The 21268-nt window shown below is 67.8% G+C and carries 29 protein-coding genes; 14 read left to right on the forward strand and 15 right to left on the reverse strand.

What is annotated here, in order from left to right; translation table 11 throughout:
* Nucleotides 1–163 precede the first annotated feature (163 nt).
* Nucleotides 164–679, reverse strand: coding sequence for a helix-turn-helix domain-containing protein (locus KLK06_RS57615; RefSeq protein ID WP_214644390.1), 516 nt, complete (start codon nt 677–679; stop codon nt 164–166).
* A gap of 108 nt (nt 680–787) precedes the next feature.
* On the opposite strand from KLK06_RS57615, the gene KLK06_RS57620 reads away from it, so the two are divergent.
* Nucleotides 788–1147, forward strand: coding sequence for a nuclear transport factor 2 family protein (locus KLK06_RS57620; RefSeq protein WP_214644391.1), 360 nt, complete (start codon nt 788–790; stop codon nt 1145–1147).
* A complete protein-coding gene (locus KLK06_RS57625) occupies nt 1144–2007 on the forward strand; it encodes an oxidoreductase (protein WP_214644392.1) in 864 nt (287 codons plus the stop codon). Before KLK06_RS57620 ends, KLK06_RS57625 begins: the two co-directional genes overlap by 4 nt.
* Nucleotides 2008–2232: 225 nt before the next feature.
* Here KLK06_RS57625 and KLK06_RS62885 read toward each other — a convergent pair whose 3' ends face one another.
* Nucleotides 2233–2403 (reverse strand): hypothetical protein, encoded by a 171-nt coding sequence (locus KLK06_RS62885; RefSeq protein WP_214644393.1) that lies wholly within the window; start codon nt 2401–2403, stop codon nt 2233–2235.
* Nucleotides 2404–2531: 128 nt separating this feature from the next.
* Here KLK06_RS62885 and KLK06_RS57635 point away from each other — a divergent pair, with 128 nt between their 5' ends.
* Complete coding sequence (locus tag KLK06_RS57635) at nt 2532–3068, forward strand: hypothetical protein (protein ID WP_214644394.1); 537 nt, start codon at nt 2532–2534, stop codon at nt 3066–3068.
* Nucleotides 3069–3610: 542 nt separating this feature from the next.
* Here the strand turns inward: KLK06_RS57635 and KLK06_RS57640 are convergent.
* The 4 genes from KLK06_RS57640 to KLK06_RS57655 all read right to left on the reverse strand — a co-directional run bounded on the left by KLK06_RS57640 (nt 3611) and on the right by KLK06_RS57655 (nt 6476).
* Nucleotides 3611–4957, reverse strand: coding sequence for a serine hydrolase (locus KLK06_RS57640; RefSeq protein WP_214644396.1), 1347 nt, complete (start codon nt 4955–4957; stop codon nt 3611–3613).
* Nucleotides 4958–5363: 406 nt separating this feature from the next.
* Nucleotides 5364–5669: a transcriptional regulator gene (locus KLK06_RS57645; protein ID WP_214644398.1), complete on the reverse strand. Its 306-nt coding sequence runs from the start codon at nt 5667–5669 to the stop codon at nt 5364–5366.
* Nucleotides 5666–6091, reverse strand: coding sequence for a hypothetical protein (locus KLK06_RS57650; RefSeq protein WP_214644399.1), 426 nt, complete (start codon nt 6089–6091; stop codon nt 5666–5668). Before KLK06_RS57650 ends, KLK06_RS57645 begins: the two co-directional genes overlap by 4 nt.
* A gap of 169 nt (nt 6092–6260) precedes the next feature.
* On the reverse strand, nt 6261–6476 hold the full coding sequence (locus KLK06_RS57655; protein ID WP_214644400.1) for a hypothetical protein: 216 nt from the start codon (nt 6474–6476) through the stop codon (nt 6261–6263).
* A gap of 184 nt (nt 6477–6660) precedes the next feature.
* On the opposite strand from KLK06_RS57655, the gene KLK06_RS57660 reads away from it, so the two are divergent.
* From KLK06_RS57660 to KLK06_RS57670, 3 genes are read left to right on the forward strand one after another with little or no spacing between them, the layout of a single operon-like run.
* Nucleotides 6661–7191, forward strand: coding sequence for a (2Fe-2S)-binding protein (locus tag KLK06_RS57660; RefSeq protein ID WP_214644402.1), 531 nt, complete (start codon nt 6661–6663; stop codon nt 7189–7191).
* Nucleotides 7188–8132, forward strand: coding sequence for a xanthine dehydrogenase family protein subunit M (locus tag KLK06_RS57665; protein ID WP_214644403.1), 945 nt, complete (start codon nt 7188–7190; stop codon nt 8130–8132). The genes KLK06_RS57660 and KLK06_RS57665 overlap by 4 nt, the downstream gene beginning before the upstream one ends.
* Complete coding sequence (locus KLK06_RS57670) at nt 8129–10183, forward strand: xanthine dehydrogenase family protein molybdopterin-binding subunit (protein ID WP_214644405.1); 2055 nt, start codon at nt 8129–8131, stop codon at nt 10181–10183. Before KLK06_RS57665 ends, KLK06_RS57670 begins: the two co-directional genes overlap by 4 nt.
* Here the strand turns inward: KLK06_RS57670 and KLK06_RS57675 are convergent.
* A complete protein-coding gene (locus KLK06_RS57675; protein ID WP_250907660.1) occupies nt 10137–11057 on the reverse strand; it encodes an AraC family transcriptional regulator in 921 nt (306 codons plus the stop codon). The two genes, KLK06_RS57670 and KLK06_RS57675, sit on opposite strands and share 47 nt — an antisense overlap.
* Before the next feature lie 406 nt (nt 11058–11463).
* Here KLK06_RS57675 and KLK06_RS57680 point away from each other — a divergent pair, with 406 nt between their 5' ends.
* Nucleotides 11464–11946, forward strand: coding sequence for a hypothetical protein (locus tag KLK06_RS57680; protein WP_214644407.1), 483 nt, complete (start codon nt 11464–11466; stop codon nt 11944–11946).
* Nucleotides 11947–12150: 204 nt separating this feature from the next.
* Complete coding sequence (locus tag KLK06_RS57685; protein ID WP_250907661.1) at nt 12151–12582, forward strand: calmodulin-binding protein; 432 nt, start codon at nt 12151–12153, stop codon at nt 12580–12582.
* Between the two features lie 540 nt (nt 12583–13122).
* Here the strand turns inward: KLK06_RS57685 and KLK06_RS57690 are convergent.
* A complete protein-coding gene (locus KLK06_RS57690) occupies nt 13123–13275 on the reverse strand; it encodes a hypothetical protein (RefSeq protein WP_214644409.1) in 153 nt (50 codons plus the stop codon).
* Nucleotides 13276–13395: 120 nt separating this feature from the next.
* Complete coding sequence (locus KLK06_RS57695; RefSeq protein WP_250907662.1) at nt 13396–14046, reverse strand: alcohol dehydrogenase catalytic domain-containing protein; 651 nt, start codon at nt 14044–14046, stop codon at nt 13396–13398.
* A 493-nt stretch (nt 14047–14539) separates the two neighbouring features.
* On the opposite strand from KLK06_RS57695, the gene KLK06_RS57700 reads away from it, so the two are divergent.
* Nucleotides 14540–14845: a hypothetical protein gene (locus KLK06_RS57700; protein ID WP_214644410.1), complete on the forward strand. Its 306-nt coding sequence runs from the start codon at nt 14540–14542 to the stop codon at nt 14843–14845.
* Nucleotides 14846–14934: 89 nt separating this feature from the next.
* Here KLK06_RS57700 and KLK06_RS57705 read toward each other — a convergent pair whose 3' ends face one another.
* Entirely contained in the window at nt 14935–15156 is a 222-nt protein-coding gene (locus tag KLK06_RS57705; protein ID WP_250907677.1) for a cytochrome C oxidase subunit IV family protein, read from the reverse strand.
* On the opposite strand from KLK06_RS57705, the gene KLK06_RS57710 reads away from it, so the two are divergent.
* Both KLK06_RS57710 and KLK06_RS57715 read left to right on the forward strand, forming a co-directional pair.
* Nucleotides 15115–15654: an AMP-binding protein gene (locus tag KLK06_RS57710; protein ID WP_308169022.1), complete on the forward strand. Its 540-nt coding sequence runs from the start codon at nt 15115–15117 to the stop codon at nt 15652–15654. The genes KLK06_RS57705 and KLK06_RS57710 overlap by 42 nt on opposite strands.
* Nucleotides 15651–16010, forward strand: a complete 360-nt coding sequence (locus KLK06_RS57715) for a hypothetical protein (protein WP_214644413.1) — start codon at nt 15651–15653, stop codon at nt 16008–16010. The genes KLK06_RS57710 and KLK06_RS57715 overlap by 4 nt, the downstream gene beginning before the upstream one ends.
* Here KLK06_RS57715 and KLK06_RS57720 read toward each other — a convergent pair.
* From KLK06_RS57720 to KLK06_RS62895, 3 genes are read right to left on the reverse strand one after another with little or no spacing between them, the layout of a single operon-like run.
* Complete coding sequence (locus KLK06_RS57720; protein WP_214644415.1) at nt 15955–16914, reverse strand: CU044_5270 family protein; 960 nt, start codon at nt 16912–16914, stop codon at nt 15955–15957. The two genes, KLK06_RS57715 and KLK06_RS57720, sit on opposite strands and share 56 nt — an antisense overlap.
* The gene (locus tag KLK06_RS62890) at nt 16911–17189 is read right to left on the reverse strand and encodes a sigma-70 family RNA polymerase sigma factor (protein ID WP_308169023.1); all 279 of its coding nucleotides are present in this window, start codon (nt 17187–17189) and stop codon (nt 16911–16913) included. Before KLK06_RS62890 ends, KLK06_RS57720 begins: the two co-directional genes overlap by 4 nt.
* A gap of 15 nt (nt 17190–17204) precedes the next feature.
* The gene (locus KLK06_RS62895) at nt 17205–17507 is read right to left on the reverse strand and encodes a sigma factor (protein ID WP_308169024.1); all 303 of its coding nucleotides are present in this window, start codon (nt 17505–17507) and stop codon (nt 17205–17207) included.
* 143 nt (nt 17508–17650) lie between these two features.
* Here KLK06_RS62895 and KLK06_RS57730 point away from each other — a divergent pair, with 143 nt between their 5' ends.
* Nucleotides 17651–18031 (forward strand): hypothetical protein, encoded by a 381-nt coding sequence (locus tag KLK06_RS57730; RefSeq protein WP_214644416.1) that lies wholly within the window; start codon nt 17651–17653, stop codon nt 18029–18031.
* Nucleotides 18032–18242: 211 nt separating this feature from the next.
* Nucleotides 18243–18689 carry a TetR/AcrR family transcriptional regulator C-terminal domain-containing protein gene (locus tag KLK06_RS57735; RefSeq protein ID WP_214644417.1) on the forward strand — a complete coding sequence of 149 codons (447 nt, stop codon included), beginning with the start codon at nt 18243–18245 and terminating at the stop codon, nt 18687–18689.
* 7 nt (nt 18690–18696) lie between these two features.
* Here the strand turns inward: KLK06_RS57735 and KLK06_RS57740 are convergent, their stop codons facing one another.
* Nucleotides 18697–19935 carry a serine hydrolase domain-containing protein gene (locus tag KLK06_RS57740; protein WP_214644428.1) on the reverse strand — a complete coding sequence of 413 codons (1239 nt, stop codon included), beginning with the start codon at nt 19933–19935 and terminating at the stop codon, nt 18697–18699.
* Nucleotides 19936–20118: 183 nt separating this feature from the next.
* A complete protein-coding gene (locus KLK06_RS57745) occupies nt 20119–20448 on the reverse strand; it encodes a PadR family transcriptional regulator (protein WP_214644418.1) in 330 nt (109 codons plus the stop codon).
* A 300-nt stretch (nt 20449–20748) separates the two neighbouring features.
* Between KLK06_RS57745 and KLK06_RS57750 the strand changes: the two genes are divergently transcribed.
* Nucleotides 20749–21255 carry a DUF4158 domain-containing protein gene (locus KLK06_RS57750; RefSeq protein WP_214644420.1) on the forward strand — a complete coding sequence of 169 codons (507 nt, stop codon included), beginning with the start codon at nt 20749–20751 and terminating at the stop codon, nt 21253–21255.
* Nucleotides 21256–21268: the final 13 nt, after the last annotated feature.

The following is a 21268-nucleotide window of genomic DNA, read 5'->3' on the forward strand; positions in this document are numbered from 1 at the left end:
CCGGGCCGGACATGCCAGGGCTGACGTCACGCCTCATCGGTCGCGCAGGGGCCGCATTCCGCCCGGCAGGTCGGGAAGCTGGAAGGAGTAGCAGCCCAGCACGTCGATGTGGTGGCGCACGAACGGGACAAGCGGGCGATGTCCTCTCGCTGCTGCACGATGATCACCGGGAGATCGGCCGTCGCGATTCCCTTGCTGCGGGGGTGTAGCGGGCGCGCATGACGGGGCTGGCGGCCGGGCCGGCGGTGAAGACGTACGCGCGGCTGTCATCCAGGCGGCGGCCGGTCTTGGCGTCGATCACGACGGGCTCGACCTCCTCTCCGGTGGCCGTGTCGACCAGGATCATGCTGCGCTCCTCGGGCGCCAGGCGGGCGTTGCCCCAGGCGGCCATCGCGACGATGACCGGGCGCAGCGAACGGCCCAGCTCCGTCAGTACGTACTCGTGGCGCACCGGGTTCGTCTGGTACGGGCGGCGCTCCAGGAGGCCGTCGGCGACCAGGGTCTTGAGCCGGCTGGTGAGCATGCTGGAGGAGATGCGCAGGTTTTCCTGGAACTGGTCGAAGCGGGTATAGCCGTCGAAGGCGTCATGCAGGAGCAACAGAGTCCACCACTCGCCGATGTGCTCGATCGTGGCGGACAGCGGACACTCACGGTCTTCTTTCCTGGTCCGGGCTGGCACGGGAGCACCCTCCAACAGTCACTGCTATTGTCGAAGTAAGTCGGTTTCATATTAGCAGTCACTAGTTCGCCTACGCGACGCCCACCATTGACATGCGAGGGACATGCCATGACCCACAACCAGGCAATCGCCTTTGACATGCTGCCCGGCACCATCACCGCCTACCTCACCGCCCACCGCGACCGCGTTATCGCAGCCCAGCTCGGTCTGTTCGCCGCCGACGCCACGGTGGTCGACGAAGGCCACACCCACGCCGGGAGCAGCGCCATCGCCGCGTGGATGAGCCATTCCGCCAGCGCCTATACGTACACGATCACCCCGATCGCCGCCGAGCAGTCCGGCGAGGGCGAGGGCGACTACAGCGTCACCCAGCACCTGGCCGGCGACTTCCCCGGGGGCACCGTGGACCTGCGCTTCCGCTTCACCCTTCGCGACGGCCTCATCCAGCGCCTGGTCATCGAGCCATGAACAGGACCTGGTTCATCACCGGAGGCACACCCGGCGGGTTCGGCATGGCCTTCGCCGACGCGGCCCTGGAGTCCGGCGACCGCGTCGCCCTGACCGCCCGCAGGCCCGAGGAACTGCGCGACTGGGCCGAACCGCACGGCGACAGGGTGCTGGTGCTTCGGCTCGACGTCACCGACACCAAGCAGGTCCACCAGGCCGTCGCCGCCGCCGAGGCGCACTTCGGCGGCATCGACGTCCTGGTCAACAACGCCGGACGCGGCTGGTACGGCTCGGTGGAGGGCATGGACGACGCGGCCGTCAGGCAGCTGTTCGAACTGAACTTCTTCGCCGTGCTGACCGTGACCCGCGCCGTCCTGCCCGGCATGCGCGCCCGGCGCAGCGGCTGGATCATCAACCTCTCGTCCGTCGCCGGGCTGAGAGGAGTGCTCGGCTTCGGCTATTACACCGCGGCCAAGCACGCCATAGAGGGCATGACCGATGTCCTGCGCCAGGAGGTGGCTCCCCTGGGCGTCAAGGTGCTGGCCGTGCAGCCGGGGGCCTTCCGTACCCATGCTTACGCCAGGTTCGCCGACGAGCCGGTGCGGGAGAGCATCGAGGACTACCGGCCGATGCTGGACAGCGTCCGCGCGGTCATGATCGAGCAGGACGGCAACCAGCCCGGAGACCCCCTCCAGGGCGCGCGGGCCGTCGTGGCCGCGATCAACCGGAACGACCCGCCCCACCGCCTCGTACTTGGGGGCGCCGGATACGACGCCGTGATCGGCGAGCTGGAGTCCATGCTCACCGAGATCCGCGCCCACGAGAACGTCTCCCGCTCCGTGGACTTCCCCCAGGTCGATGACCCGTCACCCAGGACGTAGATCGAGCCCGATCCCACGGCCAGGCAGGCGGATGTCGAGCCGAACCAACCACGGGCTCGCACGCATGGAGAAGCTGCAACGAATGCGCCGGTGGCCCTATCGGGGATTTTCCCCAGCCATGCGCACATGCCCCGCTGCTCGGCATGAACGTGGGCAGCGAGGGGTTCGCCCACGAGCGAATGCGGCTGCTACTGCAAGCTTGCGCCGCCGAGGACTCCTCCCCCGCTACCGCTCCTGGGCCGTCTCGCCGCCGCCGAATCCGCTCCCCGGGTGCTCGCCCTGACCACGTTCGACCTCGACGAGTACCTGTTCGGCGCGCTGCGTGCAGGAACGGCCGGCTTCCTGCTCAAGGACAGCGACCCCGACCTGCTCATCACGGCCGTCCGCGAACTGCACCAGGGCAGAGGGTTGATCGACCCACAGGTTAATGCCCTATTATCTACGGCGCGGCTGATCATGACCTGCGGCGATGTCTTCGGGCCGCGACGTGAAGCGGCCCCGTTATCTGTGGCAAGGGGGAAGCGGTGCCCGCCGTCGTACACCTACCGCTCGGGAAGACGTTCACCGTCCGGACCGCGGCCGACGTCTTCCTCGACTCGCTCGGCAACGCGAACACGATCCGCACCTACGGGATCGGGGTGGGCAAGACCGCGATGCGCCTCGGCGAGGATCGGCCGCTGGCCTCCGTCGCCGACGATGAGGTCGGCGAGGCTCTGGAAGTGCTGTGGGGCACCGCTGCGGTCAACACCTGGAATGCCCGCCGCGCGTCGGTACTGTCCTGGCTGAGGTGGTGCCGCGAGCGCGGCTATGAGGCGCCGGTGATGCCAGCGTGGACCAAGCGGCTGACGGTTCCGGACTCCGAAACTCCGATCCGCTCGCGCATGGCCATCGACCGGATGATTGCCCGCCGGGAGGTGCATCTGAGGGAGAAGACTCTGTATCGGATGCTGTATGAGAGCGCCGGGCGGTCGGAAGAGATCTTGGGCGTGAACATCGAGGACCTGGACTTTGCAGGGCGCCGGTGTCAGGTCAAGGCAAAAGGTGCGCGGACTCAAGCCTGATGATGCTGATGGCCAAGTCGCGGCACAAGAAGCCGGAGAATCTGCGCCGCTACTTCAGGCCCTCCCCAGAAGCCATCGCCGAGTTCACCAGCCTGCTCGCGCCCGGCGACAGCGGGTGCTGAGCGATGGGTGGGGCATCCTGGGTGACTGGTCCGGCGTCGGTACTGGTGGGCTCGTCTATTCGACTGTCGCGAGTTGTCGTCCATCCCTTTGGCCTAGTGGGTGACGCTGCGTGTTCCTGGTGCATTTGGATGGCAGTCGCCTTCCCGCACATAGTCCATTGACGTAGACGCCCTGCAACACCGCCGAGCAGAACGAACCACGCGTTGCCGCCACTGATGTCGCGGCGGTGAACTGATCTGCGTTCAGCCCTGGCTCGTGGCCAGGAGTTCGCGTCCGCGCTCCGGCGTGATCAGTCGTGCGGCCCTGTGGTCGGCCAGCAGGACGATCGGTGTGAGATGGTCCTCATGCATGGGCTGAAGCGCCACCCCGTCCCGCTGCCCGGCTCGCCGTCGACCGTCGAGCCTGTGGCGATGGGTCGTTCAGGAGCCCTTGACCAGTGTGAACGCGCCACGGGTCAGCCCCAGTTGCTCCGAGATCATCCGTGCCCCGTCGAACGGGATCTTCGGGTTGGTCGCCAGGGTCGTCACCACGAACGAGCGCCCGTCCGCCGTCCTGGCGAGGTGGCCCAGGTCGTGCACCCCGGGCTCCGACCCGCCCTTGAACCAGACGGACGGCCACTGTGCCTTGTCCAGCGCGAGCCCTGCGTCGTTGATCGACAGGGCCTCGCCGACGCGCTTGTCGGGCAGCTTCGACAGCCGCGCGAAGGCCTGGCACACCTGGGCGGGAGAGGCGTACCACTCGAGCGTGTCCAGCTCGCGCGGCGCGGTCCACCCGGCGATGCGGGACAGCGGCACTTCGGCGACCACCCTGTCCAGGTACGTCCGTTGCCCGGCCGTTCCGCGCGACAGGTACTTCTTGGTGTGCCGCGGATAGTCGGCCCCCTTGAGCACGAACATCTCCCGGGTGGTGAGCAGGGGCGTGTTTCGCTTGTCGCGGGCGCCCCAGGCCCGCGCCGTGCGCTCGACGTACTTGCGGCCCGCCTTGTGGATGAGCAGGTCGGCGGCGGTGTTGTCGCTGATGGAGATCATCAGCTTGGCGGCTTCCAGTACTGACACCTTGCTGTTGTCCGGGCGGTTCTGCAGTTCGCCTGACCTCAGGCTCTTCAGCTCCGGTGTGATCGTGAGCTGGGTGTCCCATCCGAACGCCCCGCTCGCGATGCGCTCGGCCACGGCCCCCAGCACGTAGAGCTTGAACATGGAGCCGAGCGGCCGCGCCGTGCCGGGGGCGACGGCGTGCACGGGACGGCAGGTCCCGTCCTGGGTCACCTCGGCGGCGATGAAGCCCGCCTGCGGCGCGAGCTTGCTCAGCCGCTGGTCCAATTCCGCCCAGTCTTTGGGGGCTGGGGCGATGTGCTGGCTGAACCGCAGTCCGTCGATGAGGCCGACGCCGTTCGTCGACAGCGACAGGTTGAACAGGACACCGGCAGCCTCGACCGTGGCGATCAGCAGGGTGCTCTCCGACCTGGTGAGCTCCTGGAGCCGCATGCCCTTGAAAGCGGTCAGGGTCTGGTTGAGCTGGTCGGCGGGGAAGTCTTGGAGGAAGTCGAGGGCGAAGTGCTCCTTCAGCTCACTCTCCGGGATCGGCGGGCGGGTGGCCGCGTCGAGCAGCCAGCGTAACTGCTTGCCAGCGGGCGTGTCGGGGATCTCGGGAGCGGCGACGGCGACGGCCGTGGCCCGAACAGGCGCGGCCTGGCCCACGCAGACCGCCGTCATCGTTATCACGGCGGCCGCTGCTAGGAAACGGATGGGCTTCAACGAAGTGATCAAGATAAGGCTCCTTCTGATGAGGGTGGCGCCTCTTGGGCAATCGCGACAGGCGGCAGGCACCAACGGAGCCGCCGTTCTTGCTGGTGAGGACGGGCGTACACATATGCGGGTCAAGCTCTGGCCGATCGGCTGGCGCGCGGTCGTGTGCTTGGCGACGACGCGGCGCGCGGCGGGCAGGGCGTCTCCCGCCGGCTGGTAGAGGCTCCGGCATGGCGCTCTCCGTGCAGAGTCTGGCTCTCAGGTGGGGATGGCTATCCGCTGCGCTCCAGCCGGTCGAGTATGAAAGAGACGGTCCCCGGGGCGCGACCTGTCGCCTTGACGATCTCCAGCACCCCGTGTGTGTCTAATTGGGCCATCAGGCCTCGATCACGTTCACGGTAGCGGGGTGATCCCCAGTCCCTGCGTCTCAAGTGTGATGGGGTCCCTCCGTGATCTGCCGAAGTATGGACGTGTAGTCCTGGAAGGCGTTGCGCCCTTCGTCGGTCAGCGCCAGCCAGGTCCGGGGGCGTTTGCCGACGAAGCCTTTCGTCACCCGCACGTAGCCGGCCTTCTCCAGTGTGTTGATGTGCTTGGACAGCAGCGAGTCGCTGACCTCGATCGTGTCCCTCAAAAAGCCGAACTCGACCGTTTCCGCTGCCGCGAGCAGGGCCATGATGGACAGCCGCACCGGAGCGTGAATGATCTCGTCGAGCGCGTGCCGGGGATGGCTCACCGGTCCCCCGCAGCGCGGAAGATGCGCACCGCGCCATACAGCAGAGGGGCGTTCGCGATCAGCGCGACCAGTACACCGGCCACCGCACGCAGGGGGCCCGGCTCCTGCGGGTGCAGGAACATGTTGTAGAGCGCCGCGACCACGGTCGTCCCCACGAACGCGTAGGTGACGGGGTACGCCAGCCGGGACAGCAGCCGGTCGTAGACCCGCTGGCGGGAGATGTAGATGAACCCGGCCACGGTAAGGGCGCCGAGCGCGAGATTGACGTAGATATTGACCGTTTTGGGGCCGAGCAGCGTGGCCAGCCAGCAGCCGGTGCTCCCGAGCCACATCCCCAGGAAGAAGTACGCGCCCCGTCGGCTGGCCTTCCGCACCGCACCCTGCGCGCGGTCCACTTCACGAAGTGCGGCATCAGCTGACATGTCATCATGTTCCGGCATGTTTCCTCCTGCTCATTTATTTGCCTCTCAGGAGAGTACTCAACTAGCGTTCAAGTGTCTAGAGATGAATGGATAAGCCCAGATGGGACCGGCCGATCTATTAGCGGGCCTGGCCCGCCGCGGGGAGCGAGGTATGACACCCGCCCCACGTTCAACGCCTCGGCAGCGGGTGCGCCTGGGGTGATTGCGGCTGCTGCGTGAACTCGTGGAAGGGGCAAAGCCCGTCGGCGACATCGGCCACGTCGGTGAAGTCGATCTGGGGTAGGTCGGGGTCAAAGTCGTCGGGGCGCAGGCGCAGCACATCGGTCATGTTCAGCGCGGTATGGAAGATCACGCAGTTGGCCAGCAGAGAGTTGAATTTGATCATCTTCTCCTGCTCGGCCGGGGGGTGCCCGACCCCCACCTGGCGGCGGCGATCGCCGAGCCGGCGTGGTGGTCATCCTGGTCCCTCTGATCGTCGTCGAAAGCAGGAATGGGCAAGGACGCGCGAGCTTTGGGGATCGTCCGCCCCCGCACAGGGCTGCTTACGTAGACCTCAGAAAGGAAGGACCATGACGAACCACCACCGCAGCGAGATCTCGCTGCACGTCAACGGCGTGACACACAGGTTGGGCGTCGACAATCGCACGACGCTGCTGGACACGTTGCGCGAAAACCTCGGCCACACCGGACCCAAGAAGGGCTGCGACCACGGCCAGTGCGGCGCCTGCACCGTGCTGCTCGACGGCCGGCGCGTCGTGTCCTGCCTGACGCTGGCGGTGGCCGCCGAGGGCGCCGAGGTCACGACCGTCGAGGGCCTGGCCGGTGACGGCGAACTGCTGCCACTTCAGCAGGCCTTCATCCGGTTCGACGGCTTCCAATGCGGATACTGCACCTCGGGGCAGCTCTGCTCGGCCGTCGGCATGCTGGCCGAGCACGCGGCGGGCTGGCCCAGCTCGGTCACCGCCGACGTATCACCGGATGGCCCGACGCCGGTGCTGGACGCGGCCGAGGTGCGCGAGCGGATGAGCGGCAACCTGTGCCGCTGCGGCGCCTACCCGTCGATCGTGCGCGCGGTGCTGGAAACGGAGGCGGCGGGATGAAGGAGTTCGCCTACCAGCGCGCGGCCGACATCCGTGACGCGCTGATCGCGGGCGGCGGCGGAGCCCGCTACCTGGCCGGCGGCACGAACCTCGTCGATCTGATGAAGGAGGGGGTGGAGGCTCCCACGAGGCTGATCGATGTACGGCGGCTGCCGCTCGACGGCATCAGCGAGGCTGCGGACGGCGCTCTGGTCATCGGCGCCACGACGACCAACAGCGACCTCGCAGCCCATCCCGAGGTACGGCGGCGCTATCCCGCGCTGAGCCAGGCGGTGCTGGCCGGCGCGTCCGGCCAGCTACGCAACATGGCCACGGTGGGCGGCAACCTGCTGCAGCGGACCCGGTGCGCATACTTCGCCGCGCAGGAGTGCAACAAACGGGTCCCCGGTACCGGGTGTCCCGCGATCGCCGGGGCACACCACAACCACGCCATCCTCGGCTGGACCCGAAGCTGCGTGGCCACGCATGCCTCCGATATGGCGGTGGCGCTGACGGCGTTCGACGCGATCGTGCGTTACGAGACACTCGACGGCGCCGGCGAGATCCCGCTGTCGGAGTTCTACCCGCCCGTCGGTGACACGCCGCACGTGGAGACGGCGCTGCCACCGGGAGCGTTGATCACCGCGGTCGTCCTGCCCGGAGCCGCGGCATCCCCGCGCTCGCGCTACCGGAAGGTCCGCGAACGCGCGTCCTACGCCTTCGCCACCGTCTCGATCGCGGCGGCCTTCACCGAGGGTTCGGTGCGGATCGCTCTGGGCGGGGTCGCCTCACGACCCTGGCGATGCCGTACGGCAGAGGCCTTTCTCCTGGACAGTCCCGGTAGCTTCCGGGCCGCCGCCGAGGCGGAGCTGTCGGCTGCCGAACCGTTGCCCGGCAACGGCTACAAGGTGACGCTGGCGCGTAATCTCATCGAGACCGTGCTGAAGGAGCTCCAGCCATGAACGCAGTAGGGGTCGCGCAGCCCAGGATCGAGGGCCCGGCCAAGGTCACCGGGGCTGCCCGCTACGCCGCCGACGTCCCGATCGAGGGCCTGGCCTTCGGAGCGGTCGTTCTGGCGACCGTGACCCGCGGCCGCATCCGAGACATCGACGTCGACGCGGTCCGGAACATGCCCGGCGTGCTGGGCGTGATCGACCATCGCAACGCGCCCCGCCTCAACCCGAAGGCGGGGGGATTCTTCGGCCCGGACGGCCAGCTGCAGCTGTTGCAGGATGAGATGATCCCCTTTGCCGGGCGGCCTGTCGCGCTCGTCGTGGCCGAGACCCTTGAGCAGGCTCAAGCGGCGGCTCACGTTCTGCCGGTGACCTATGACGAGGAGCCGCACGACACGAACTTCACCGCCGATCACCCGGCGGGCCGCCCGGCGATGACGATCTTCGACGAGCCCGTGGACGTCGGTGACGTGGAGGCGGAACTGGCCGCGTCCTCGGTGGTGGTCGAGGAGCGCTACCGCACGCCCGAGGAATATCACAGCGCCATGGAGCCGCACTCGGCGACTGTGTGGTGGGATGGCGAGCGGCTGGAGGCCATCGACTCCAACCAGGGACCGTTCGTCATCGCCGCCACCCTGGCCACGCTCTTCTCCCTGAGCCTGGAGAAGGTGCGCATCCGCACCGAGCACGTCGGCGGCGGGTTCGGGTCCAAGGGGCTGTGCGGGCCACAGCTGATCCTGGCCGCGATGGCCGCGCACCGATTCGGGCGGCCCGTGCGGGTCACGCTCACGCGTACCCAGGTGTTCCTGACCACCGCGATGCGGCCGGCGACCGACCAGCTGATCCGGATCGGCGCTGACGCCGACGGGCGCCTGCGCGCGATCTGGCATGAGCCGGCTTTCGAGATCTCGCCGCTGGTGGAGTACATCGAGGGCTGTACGGAGCTGACCAAGACGCTCTACGCGGCGCGCGCGATCCGTACCCGGCTCACCGCGGTCCCGCTCGACATCCTGCCGCCGTACTCGATGCGAGGACCGGGCGCCGCGCCCGGATCGTTCGCCCTCGAATCCGCCATGGACGAACTGGCGGAACGGCTGGGCATTGATCCGCTCGAACTCCGGCTGCGCAACGAGCCGGCGGCCGGTCCGGTGTCCGGCCTGCCGTTCAGCAGCCGCAACCTGGTCGAGTGCCTGCGCGAGGGCGCCCACAGGTTCGGCTGGGGCACGCGTGATCATCGGCCGCGGCTACGACGGGAGGGATCCCTGCTGGTCGGCACCGGGCTGGCCGCCACTTCCTTCAGCGCCGGGGCCTTTCCCTCGTCGGCGACCATCACCGCTGAGGCGGACGGGACCTTCACGGTGGCCATCGGCGCCACCGACCTCGGCACCGGCGCTCGCACGGCGCTGACCGCGATCGCCGCCGACGCGCTGGAGGCCGGCACGGAGCGGATTCGGCTCAGGATCTCCGACAGCGACCTCGGGCCCGCCTGGAGCGCGGGCGGATCCCGGGGAACCACATCCTGGGCTTGGGCTATCACCGAGGCCGCGGAGAAGCTTCGCGGCCAGGAGTGGCGCGGGACGGTCACGATCGACACAACCCAGTCGCTCGGCGGCCTCCCGGGTCGTGAACGCCATGCCTACAGCGCCGTCTTCGCCGAAGTGACCGCCGACCCGGCGACGGGTGAGGTGCGTGTGCGCCGGCTGCTCGGGATGTTCGCCGTGGGCCGGGTGGTCAACCCGCTCCTGGCTCGTAGCCAAGTCATCGGCGGGATGATCGGCGGGCTCTCCATGGCCCTGCACGAGGAGGGCGTTCGCGATCCGGTTTCCGGTCGGCACGTCAACGCGGACTTCGCCGGCTACCACATCGCCGCGCACGCCGACGTGCCCGACATCGAAGCCGACTTCGTGCCCGACCACGAGCCCGGCATCCCCGTAGGCGTCAAGGGCGCCGGTGAGATCGGCAACGTCGGTACGGCTGCCGCGATCGCGAATGCCGTCTGGCACGCCACCGGGGTCAGGCAGAGATCTCTGCCGATCCGTCTCGATCGCGTGCTGGAGTGAGGCGCTTGGCATCTTGACTGGGCGGGGCGCCGAACTGGCGGCGGTACTCGCGGCTGAACTGTGACGGACTGTCGTAACCCACGCGGCGGCTGATGACGGCGATGTCACCGGGGGCCGCGGCGAGTTGGAGCCGCGCATGCTGCAGCCGGATCTGCTTCTGGAACTGGATCGGGCTCATCGCGGTGACGGCATGGAAGTTGCGGTGGAAGGCCGAGACGCTCAGCCCCGCCAATTTGGCCACGTCCTCGACACGGAAAGGCTGCGCGTAGTGGTCGCGGATCCACTGGACAGCGCGAGCCACGTGGCTGATGCTGCTGTCGGGAAGCCCGAACTGGCGCACGATCGCGCCCTGATCGCTGGTGATCAACCGCCAGAGGATCTCCCGCTTGATGAGCGGCGCAAGGACGGTGATGTCGCTGGGCCGGTCGAGCAGGCGCAGCAGGCGGACGACGGCGTCGAGGAGTTCGGCGGAGGCGGTGCTGACCGCCAGGCCGAACGGCACGCCGTCGCCGAGGTCCGGCAGGTCGCTTGGAGTGGCCTGCAGCAACACCTCGGCGATGGCCGCCGGGTGCAGGGTCAGTCCGACGCCGAGCCCCGGTAGGTCAGGACTGGCCTTCGCGAAATGCGCGGTCACCGGCAGGTCGACCGAGGCGACCAGGTATTGGCCCTCTCGGTACTCGTACAGGTGACCGCCCAGCGCGAAACGTTTCGTGCCCTGGGCGACGACCGCCAGCACCTTGCCATAGGTCGTCGGCGTTGGTGGCTGGGGCTGTTCGGCCTTGAAGATCAGGACATCCTCGATGGGAGTCCTGAGATCGGGTCGAGCATGGCGGATGAGGAGATCGCGCAGCTCGTCGAGGGCCATGGTCCCCATCCAATCACCGCCTCCCGCCATGGGACAGCCTGGGCCTGCGGAGACCTCCGTCCAGCGCTTCAACGACGCGTGAGTTTCACCGTGTCGGCGCGGATGCATCCCGCCCCGGCCCGCGCCAGCCCGAAGGTGAATTCGTCCGCGGATGACGCGTCGACCTGGCCGAGAAAGATCCAGGAGGCACCGGCGGCGCTGAAGTCGATCCTCCGCTCCGCCAGCCGGGCCGAGCCACGACTCAGCGTTGCGAGTGCCTGAGAGTGTTGCCTCCCCCGGTCCCCGTGCGGTAGACGAACGCCTCGTAGCGGCCCGTGACGCTGACCGTCCTCCAAACCCCTCCACTCCTGCGGGACAAGAGGCCCTGCACGCCTACCTCAATCCGCTGATCGTCGGCATGGCTCCGCTCCCAGTCATGAGGCACCTATACGGGCACCTGCGCACCACGCTCGTCTCCGAGGGTTACGCCTCCCGCAGCCGCGGTGGTGTCCACGAACTCATCGACGTTGAGACCGTCCGGGCGGTCGCTGACACCGTCGCCGAGCTGCGCGACGGCCTGGACGCCGGTGAGAGAATCTCCGGCCCAGCGGCCCGGCGCGTCATCAAGGCCGCCGCCCGCGCCACCGGCTTCGAAGGCACGACCATCAACGCGACCACCGCTCGGAAGCTGATCGCCAACGAAGACGTGATGATTCCTGACGTCGAGGTGCGCCTGCGCGAGACGATCACCAAGTTGAAGAAGACGATCGCGAACAAGAACAAGGAACTCGCCCAAATCCGGGGGGACGTCCCCGCTCTGGTCCGGGCCGTCCACCAGCTCACTCTGGAGAACCAGGAACTGCGCGCGCAACTGGAGCTGCCCAGCCCGAACGTCACCCCGCTGCATCGTCGGCGCTGAGAAAGTGTGTTCGCTTCCCGGTCATCGCGAGTTCGCGCCGTCTGCGACTCGCGGCGCTCGGGGATCGCACACGGCCGCTCAGACGGCTGTTTGCGGGCGGTAACAGCGTTATCACTGTGATGGCAGGGGCTGCGCCCATCTTCATGTGATTACTTAACGTATGCAAAGAGCACTCACGGTAATCGCACGTAGTGAAAGGTCTCCATGCACGGCACCCTGACCAAGATCGTCACGGCTCTCGCCGCCATCGCAGGGCTCGGCGTCGCCGCCCCCGCGCCCGCCCAGGCAGCGCCATCGGCCTACTTCGAGTTCACCGACATCACCAACGAGCGGTTCGTCGTCCAGCTCACCGACGCCGTCAAGATCCAGCACGCCCGCAACCTGCTCAGCGGCGCGACCACGGACGAGCCACACCTCATGGGACGGATCGTCAAGCGCCCCGCCCCCTACAACTACCGCTGGACCTACTACCTCCAGCCCGACAGGGTTGAATTCTTCGACTACGCAATCGAGGTCTGTGACGCGACCATCCCCTACGTCGAAGAGCATCTGGACGAGGCCGGCGGCCCGTTCCTGCCCGGCCTCATCTGGTGCCCCTGGACTTCCAGGCTCGTGCGCGAACTTCCGACGCCATAGACCCGACGTCCCCTGCCACTGCGGCCCCTGAGGAACCGATCCGGGGGCCGCGGTCATGCGCAGAGAAGCAGCTTCTGCGGGAACGTCAGCCTTCGGCTGTCGGCCGCGGCAAGAACTTCAACACGCAGACTTGACAGGGAAGACCACCACCCACGACACCGACTCATCGGCGGCCACCGCTCGTTGGCCTGTCAGACTTGTAGGAGTGGAACGGCGAACCGGGTTTGGTGTCACATCTGTTGACCCTGCGCGGGATGATGATCGACGGCGGCCCCGTCGTGATCTCGAGCGGGTGTCGCGGACCAGCCGATCTTTATGGGAGAGCAGGACGATAACCCACAGCATGGCGCTGTGGCCCGCAGCCGCCGTCCCGGCCGCCCGAACCGGCCCTGCAGTCTCGTTCGCGATCCCATGCGCCACTATCCCTTCACACGGCGGGCGGCCATTGCCTCGACGGCCCCGTGCGCTCCGGTCGCGGGCACCCGGTGAGCACCACGAACAGCACCGTATACAGGCAGAGCACGCCCAGCGTGATGGTGATCAGGGTGGCGTCAGGCCGAGGTCCAGGCCGGCCCGCAGCGCGTCCATCTCCTCGCTACGGCGGGCGGGATCCTCGCCCATATGCCAGGTTCCCTGGCCGAGTGCCGGGACCAGGACGCCCGACGGCGGTGCGACGGTGCGGGTGGCCGTCATGTGACTTCTCTTCCTCGTCGGCTCGGCGGGTGTCAATGCCTGTGGCCGTTGGGGTGCAGGACGACCTTGGTCCAGCCCTCCTCGCGGGCGTCGAAGTTCCGGTAGCCTTCCGGAGCCTGCTCAAGCGGCAACTCGTGTGAGACGACGAACGACGGCGTGGCGCGACCGGCGTGGATAAGGTTGCGCAGCTGCCGATTGTAGGCTTTGACGCTGGCCTGACCGGTGCCGATCTTCTGGCCCTTGAACCAGAACAGGCCCATGTCGAAGGGGATCTCGCCCTTCTTGGCCATCGCGTCGGGGGCGCCGGGGTCCTGGGGCAGGAAGATGCCGACTACGCCGATGCCGCCGCAGGCAGTTGAAGTCGCCGTAGGGCACGCGCAGCAGCTCGGCCTGGCCGCCGTCGTAGGGGCCCATGCCGGCGAAACCGTACGCGGCGCCGGCCGCATCAGGGTTGAGGGTGAGGCAGAAGGCGGTCAGTCCGGTCTCGCAGTTCTTGCAGTGTCCGCAGGAGATGTTGAAGGGGATGCACACCATGTCGCCGACCTTGATCCGGTCGACCGCCGACCCGACCTCGACGACCTCGCCGAGGTTCTCGTGGCCGAGCACCCGGCCGGGCACCAAGTCGGTGCGCCCTTCGTACATGTGCAGGTCCGACCCGCAGATGTTGGTCGTGGTGACGTGGACCAGGACGTCGGTCGGCCGTTCGATGCGGGCGTCCGGCACGTCCTTGACCACCACGTCGCGGGCACCGTTGTAGACCAGTGCTTTCATGCTGTCCCCTTGATTGGTTTGCTATGTGCCCACGGGCTGGCGTGCGCTCGTGTGCGGCGGCGGTGCGCTGGATACGTTGGTCGGCGGCATTCCCTCAAATTTCAGGGCATACGTTCCATCTCTGGTCAGATGTCACCATAGATATGCCCAGCTCGTACGAGGCACGCCGATCCGGAGGAGTGCTCCCGCCGGGCGAGCTGTTGAAGGAGTGGCCGACTTACCTGGCCAACCTCACCTCCTATCAGCACAGCGCTGCTGCTGGGCAACCCGCACAACACGCGGCGCTCGCCCCGGCCGCGCCCTGACCCCTCCCCTCCCTCAGGACCAGCGCGCTCGATCGCTCATGTACGTGATAATGGTCTATTACCACGCACATGAGCGATCACGGCGGCGCGGCGACCAGGACAACCTCTCGCCGAGGAGATGCGCGACTCCGGCACGTTATCCGGTACATCCTTCGGACAGGCACGGCGACCGCCGCCCGGCGGCCGGCATGAGCGCCGCGCCGAAAGTCTCCGCTCTGCGCGGAGGGCACGTCACGCTCGCCGCGGCCGCCGACGCCTTCCTCGCGATTCCGCGCACGGCCAACCCCAACACCCACCGCGCCTACACCTCGGCCATCGACCGCACCATCGACCGGCTCGGCCGCGAGCGGCCGGTCGCGGCCGGCCGCTCGCCGAAGTCACCGACACCGAGATCGGCACCGCGCTCACCGACAGAACTCAAATCTCACTTCGGGAAGCGGTCTGAGCTTGTTGACGGTTTGGGTGAGGGTTGGTGGATTTGTAAGTTGTATTAACCCACCGCCTTTACATTGTAGATTAATTACAACGCCGACCTGGGTGTGCATGACGTCCGCTCCCCAGATGCGCATGCCCGGCGACGGCTTCAGTTGTCCGTGAGGATGAACATCGCTATGAGGATCGCGCACACCACCACAGTCCACCCACCGAACAACAGGTGTAGCGCTCGGGGGGCTTCCCTCAGTTCCATGAAGTACCGGCCGACGAGGTAGACCTTGGCGAACGCCAAGACGAGCACCACCACGGTGGCGAGCTGCCGGGTCCCGTGACCGTCTCCGAGGTACCAGGAGGTCGCGGTCGCACCCATGAGGACGAGCCAGGCGACTACAGCCCGGTTCTTGCCGCTGGAGGACGTGGGCAACTCATCCCCGAGGAGACGGCCGCGTCGTTCACCGCCGACGGCTGGTTGCGCACCGGCGACCTCGGCCGGTTCGACGAGCGGGGCTACCTGGTGCTCACCGGGCGCCGCAAGGAGTCCTACCGGTGCGGGGGCGAGCTCGTCATCACCGGCGAGGTCGAGGCGGTGCTCGCCGCGCACGTGGTCGGCATCCCGCACGAGCGCATGGGCGAGGTGGGCTGCGCGTGGATCGTCGCGGCGAGCGCGGAACCACCCGATCCCGAGGAGCTCATCGCCCACTGCAAGCAGCGGCTGGCTCGCTTCAAGGTGCCGGCCTCGGTCCTGTTCACCGAAGCGGGCCAGGTGCCGACCACGGTCACCGGACGGGTCCAGAAGTTCCAGCTCTCCGAGCGCGCGGTGCTCGAACTCCGCGCTCGGGCGGCGGTCACCCCGGCGGCACGGCCGTGAGCGGCCCGCACGTGGTCATCGCCGACGGCGGCCTCGCCGACCAGGACGAGTACGCCCGGCGCGACATCGACCTCCTCCTCGGCCGCGCGGTGGCCGGCGTGGACCTGCGCACCCGGACGCTGAGGTTCGCCGACGGCGGCGAGATCGGCTACGAGCGGCTGGTCGTCGCCACCGGCTCCCGGCCGCGTCACCGTCGTCGAAGCCGCGGCACAGCCGCTGGCACCGATCATCGGCGCCGAGCCCGCGTGGCAGGCAGTCAAGCGGCCAGCGCGGCCCGCCTGTCGTCCGGCGGGCGCAGGCTCAGAGGCATCCTCTCCGCTTCAAGGACTTGGACCAGGCCGGGAGTACGTCGGTGATCTGCGGACGGGTGATGGACCAGAGTTCACGCCCGTACCCCGGCACGAGTTCCTGGCCGCCGAGGAGGACGTAGGAGGTCGTGTCGAAGATGAGGGATTCGCGGGAGACGGCGCCCCCGGGGCCTCGGTTGTCCACTCGGGTCACGGCGATGCCCGATTTGCCGGTGGCGTCCTTGAGCTCTTCCGTCTCGATGCCCGGCAGCGTCGCGGCGATCTTGAAGATGGCTGCCTGCTGCTTGGGCGGGACCGGGCTGCCGAGGATGTTGAGGACGCCGTTCCAGGTCTGGGTCGCTGTGTCCTTGTTGGGGACCATTTCGTTACCGCGTTCGGCCAGCTTGCGCCGGAGCTGCTCCTGGTCGGTCGGCCACTCTCGGAGGTCGGCGTAGGCGGGGCGCCCCGCGCCACGTTCGGGGCACCGGGTCAGGAGTTCCTTGTACTCGTGGTCTTGTGGCCTGGATTTCGACGGCTTGTGCCAGAGGAGTCCTGGGCGGGAGCCGTCGACGGACTGCCAGACCTCGCCCGTGATGTGGCGCGGACCGACGTTGGGAACCCCGTTTTCGCTGCGCGTCTCCGCGATCCGCTCGTAGTGGAGGTACTGGTCGTCGCGGGGCTGCCGCCACGGGGTGGCGGTCGCGGCGTCGGCCGCCAGCCTCAGGACCTCGGCGGCGTTCGCGGGCGCGGAAGGGTTGAACGTCTGGACGGCGATCGCTCCTGCGGTCATCGCCGCGACCAGGCCGCCTGCCAGCACCAGACGCCGCAGGCCGGCCGACCGGGTCCGGGGCCGGCGCTTCGTACGGGCTTCGGCCAGGAGGGCGGTACGGGCGGGGGCGAGGCGGTCCGCCGTGGGGTGCGGCTTGTCGGCGAACAGGTCGCGCAGTTCGGTCAGGTCGGTCCGTTCGTTCATGAGGTCTGCTCCGTCGTGGGGTCGGTGCTGCCGAGGGCGTCGCGGACGATGGCCCGCGCACGGTTGAGGCGGGAACGGACTGTTCCGATCGGGATGGACAGGGCGTTGGCGACCTCCTCATAGGTGAGGTCGGCCCAGGCCACGAGTAAGAGGACGTCACGGTCGCGGCGCTTCAGCGAGGCGAGCGCCTGGGCGAGAGGACGGCGTACGGCATGCGCGCTCGCCCGCTCAAGAGCTTGTTCCGCGGCGTCGTCGGCGTCGGGAAGCACGCCCACTTTCGAGTACGCCTTTTAGCGGTGTATCTCGGCGCGCTGATGCCGGCGGATGAAGTTGGTCGCGAAGCCGTACAACCAGGGGAGGGCCTCCGGGCGGGCGGTGTCGTAGTCGCGTCGCTGCCTGAACGCGGCGAGGAACGTCTCGGAGACGACGTCGTCGGCCGTGTCGTCGCCGAGCCGGCGGGCCACATAACGGTGGACGTGTCCTGCGTGCCTGTCGAACAGCAAGGCGAAATCCTCGGGATCTCGCCACGACCGTTCGATCAGGTCGGCGTCAGACAGGGTCGTACTGAGCGGCATGTGGTCGGGCCTTTTCAAGGAAGTAGTGTCGCCCGTCTTTCACACGAGTGAGGAAACGAGTTCACGGGACACTGCCTACCGCCCGGAAGGCTCGGGTGAGGCCAAGAGAGCGCGCGCCAAGATTCGCCGCCGCGCTGAGCCCCGTGAACAAGGAGACCCTGGTGAGTGACGCTGACGAGGCCGCGTTCATCGGCGTCGGCGAGCTGCCGTCGGGCCGGTACCCGCACCGGCCCTTCATGGGGTCGCTGGTCGAGGTCGCCGTCGCGGCGGTGCGGGACGCGGGTGTGCCGATGGCCGACATCGACACCATCCTGCTCATCCCCTGCCTGCACTCCCCCGCCGACCAGGCCGACCTGGTGTTCTCCCGCGTGGTCGAAGAGCTCGGGCTGGCCGGCCGCGCCAAGGCGAGCTACATGATTCACTCGGGCGGGTCGATGAGCAACAGCTATTGGGCGGTCTCCGCACTGCACGACGGTCCCGATCTGGCCGAGGGTGTCGAGGCGTTCCTCGAACGCAGGCCATCGCGATTCAACCGCGGTTGAGCCGCGCCGGGCGCGTAGCGAGCCACCGTACAATCAGTTGTTAACCGAACGTGGGAGGACGGTTGGCAACGCGGCAGGAAAGACAGGCTCAGAGAAGCGGGCCTGTATCACTGGAACGCATCGAAGAAGCGGCGATCAAGCTCTTCAGCGAGAAGACCTACCCGGTCGTGGGCATGCGGGACATCAGTGACGCCGTCGGACTCGCCTCTACGTGCACATCAGAAAGAAAGAGGACCTGCTCCAGCGCATCGTGGAGAACGGCATCCAGCGCTACCTCGACGCGATCGAGCCGGTGGTGGAGTCGGACCAGACCGCCCCGCAACGCCTCCGCGGCGCGATCAACGCGCACATGCGCGTCCTGGCCGACTCCCTGCAGCAGACCCGTGTCGCCTTCCATCAATGGACCTACCTTGCCCCCGCCGGCAAGCGCCGCGTCGTCAAGCTCCGCCGCCGCTACGATGCCCTCCTCTCACAGATCATCGACGAGGGCATCGAGGTCGGCGAGTTCAAGGCGGTCAAGAGCGCGCGAGTGACGGTGCTCGCCATCATCGGCATGCTCAACTCGGCCACGGAATGGTTCTCCCCCACCGGCGAGCTCACCCATGAGCAAATCGCCGAGGTTCTCGCGGACGGCCTGCTCACCGGCCTGGAGGGTTGATGGAGGATCAGTCGTCGATTGCCTGGTAGAGGGTGGTCCAGAAGTCGTGGATGACCCGCGCCGAATCCGGGGTGGACATCCCGGTCTGGGTGAGCAGGATGCCGACGAGCTGGTTGGCCGGGTCGGCGTATGTGGTGGTGCCGGCTCCGCCGTCCCAGCCAAACTGGCCGATGGGCGCGTAGTCACCGCGGTAGGTGCGCACCGTCATCCCGAAGCCCCAGCCGCCCTGCTGCCCCTGGCCGTGTGAGAGATGGACGACGCTGCGGGCCCAGGCCTGCAGGGCGGCATGTTGCTCGGGCGGGAGGCGGTTGGTGGTCATCAGCTCGACGGCGGGCCGGGACAGGATCCGCTGGGTCCCGTGCGTCCCGTGGTTGAGCAGCATCCGGAAGTAGGCGTGGTAGTCGTCGACGGTCGAGTCGAGTCCGCCGCCGCCTGACTGGAACGCCGGAGGCCGGCTGTGGTGTCCCCCTTCGGCCTCGTCCTCCACCTTGAACTCTCCGGTCTGCCAATCGGGGGCGTACAGGGGCGGCAGCCGGTCGATCTTGTCGGCGGGCACGTGGAACCCGGTGTCCTTCATCCCCAGCGGATCGAAGATGCGTTCGCGCAGGAACGTCTCGAACGACTGGCCGGTGACCCTGGCCACCAGCACGCCGAGCACGTCGTCGCTGACGTTGTACAGCCACCGCTCTCCGGGCTGGTACATCAGCGGGAGCGTGCCCAGGCGGCGCATCCACTCATCCGGCCCCGGTTCGGGCAACAGCCATCCGTCCTCCTGGCCGTAAACCCCCTGCTCGAAGAACGCGCTCAGCATCGGAGCGGTCCGCGCCGTCATATCCAGTCCGAGCCCGCACGTGGAGGTCAGCAGGTCCCGTACGGTGATCGGCCGCCGCGCCGGCACGGTGTCCTCCAACGGGCCGTCGGGCCGCTTCAACACCTTACGGTCGGCGAGCTCGGGCAGCCACGGATCCACCGGGTCGTCCAGCCGCAGCCGGCACTCATCCAGCAGCACCATCGTCGCCGACACCGCGACCGGCTTGGTCGTCGAGGCCATCCGGAAGATGGTGTCGCGGCGCATCGGCGCGCCACCGTCATGGCGCATCGTCCCGATCGCTTCGACGTGCGTCTCACCGCCCCGGCCGACCAGGGCGACCAGTCCGGGAATCTTCCCGGACTCGACATGCCGTGTCAGCACCTCACGCAGCCTGCGCAGCCCTGCTTCGGAGAAGCCGCTGTTGCTTTTTCCCATCATGAATTTCCTTACCTACTGTGTTAGATCTTGCTCAGTTCGCAGCTGTCGCCGTCTTGATGCCGCCGCTGACACGCGGCGAGAAGTAGTCAGCCGGGCATGACCCCGTGGCCGTGTAGCTTCGACCGCCGTGCGGTAGTTCGGCGGACGTTGTCGTATGCGCGCCCGGTACTGACGCCGCCGTCATCTGCCTGCTTTGCGGAGCTGTTCGAGCCGTTCTGCGAGGAAGCTCCAGGTCCCCCAGAATTCTTCGAGATATTCCTGTCCTTGAGCGTTCAGGGAGTACACCTTGCGCGGCGGCCCCTTGTCGGACGGGACCTTCTCCACGTCGACCAGGCCGCGCCGCTCGATCCTGACCAGCAGCGCGTAGACGGTGCCCTCGGCGATGTCGGAGAAGCCCTGATCCCGCAGCCACGCCGTGATCTCGTAGCCGTACGCGGGCCGGCCGGACAGGATCGCCAGGACGATGCCCTCCAGCGTTCCCTTGAGCATCTCCGTCATCTGCTTGCCCATGGAACACCCTCCTTTCAGCTACTCAATGCTGCTGACTACCGGTACAAAGTACCACCGACTACCAGTACATAGCAACACTGAATAGCTGAGGCGCAGCGCTGCCTGTCGGCGTGCTTCGGCCGCCGGCTCCACGTCCAGCAGGCTGCCGCGGGCCGCCGGCACGCGACGGCAGCAGCACGACGATGAGCACAGCGCCGAGCGCCACGCAGACCGCCCGAGTAGGGGTGTCGGTAAGAACGTGTCATGAGCCCCAAACGGCGTTGATCTTGTTGTGACTTGCCTGGTCAATGCTGGGCGGACATGACGCACCCCACGATGCATATCGACGAGTTGGTCGAGCACTGGACGATCCTGGACGAAGAGCGTGACCTCGTCGCTGGCAAGCGCGGTGCCACGCGCCTCGCCTTCGCGATCTTGCTGAAGTTCTACACGCAGTACGGCCGTTTCCCGCGCGGACGCACGGAGCTGCCCGACCAGGTCGTCGAACACGTGGCCAAGCAGGTCCAGGTGCCCGCCTCAGAGCTCGGCTTCTACGAGTGGTCCGGCTCTACGATCGAGTACCACCGCAATCAGATCCGCACGCACCTCGGCTTCCGCACCTGCTCAACCGCGGACGCGACGAAGGTGACGGTGTGGCTGGCCGAGAACGTCGCGCACGCTGAGCGACGGCCCGAGCGGGTGCGGGAAGAACTAGTCAGCTTCTCGGCCGTAAACGACCGAGCTTGCAGCTCCTCACCGTCGCTGGCTTCGGCGGCGAGGTCCGCGTCAGGCAGCGTGACTCACTGCCCAGTCCGCCACACCGCGTGAGGCGATGTTGCGG

Origin of the sequence: Nonomuraea sp. NEAU-A123 (assembly GCF_018603905.1) — a bacterium.
Lineage (GTDB): Bacteria > Actinomycetota > Actinomycetes > Streptosporangiales > Streptosporangiaceae > Nonomuraea.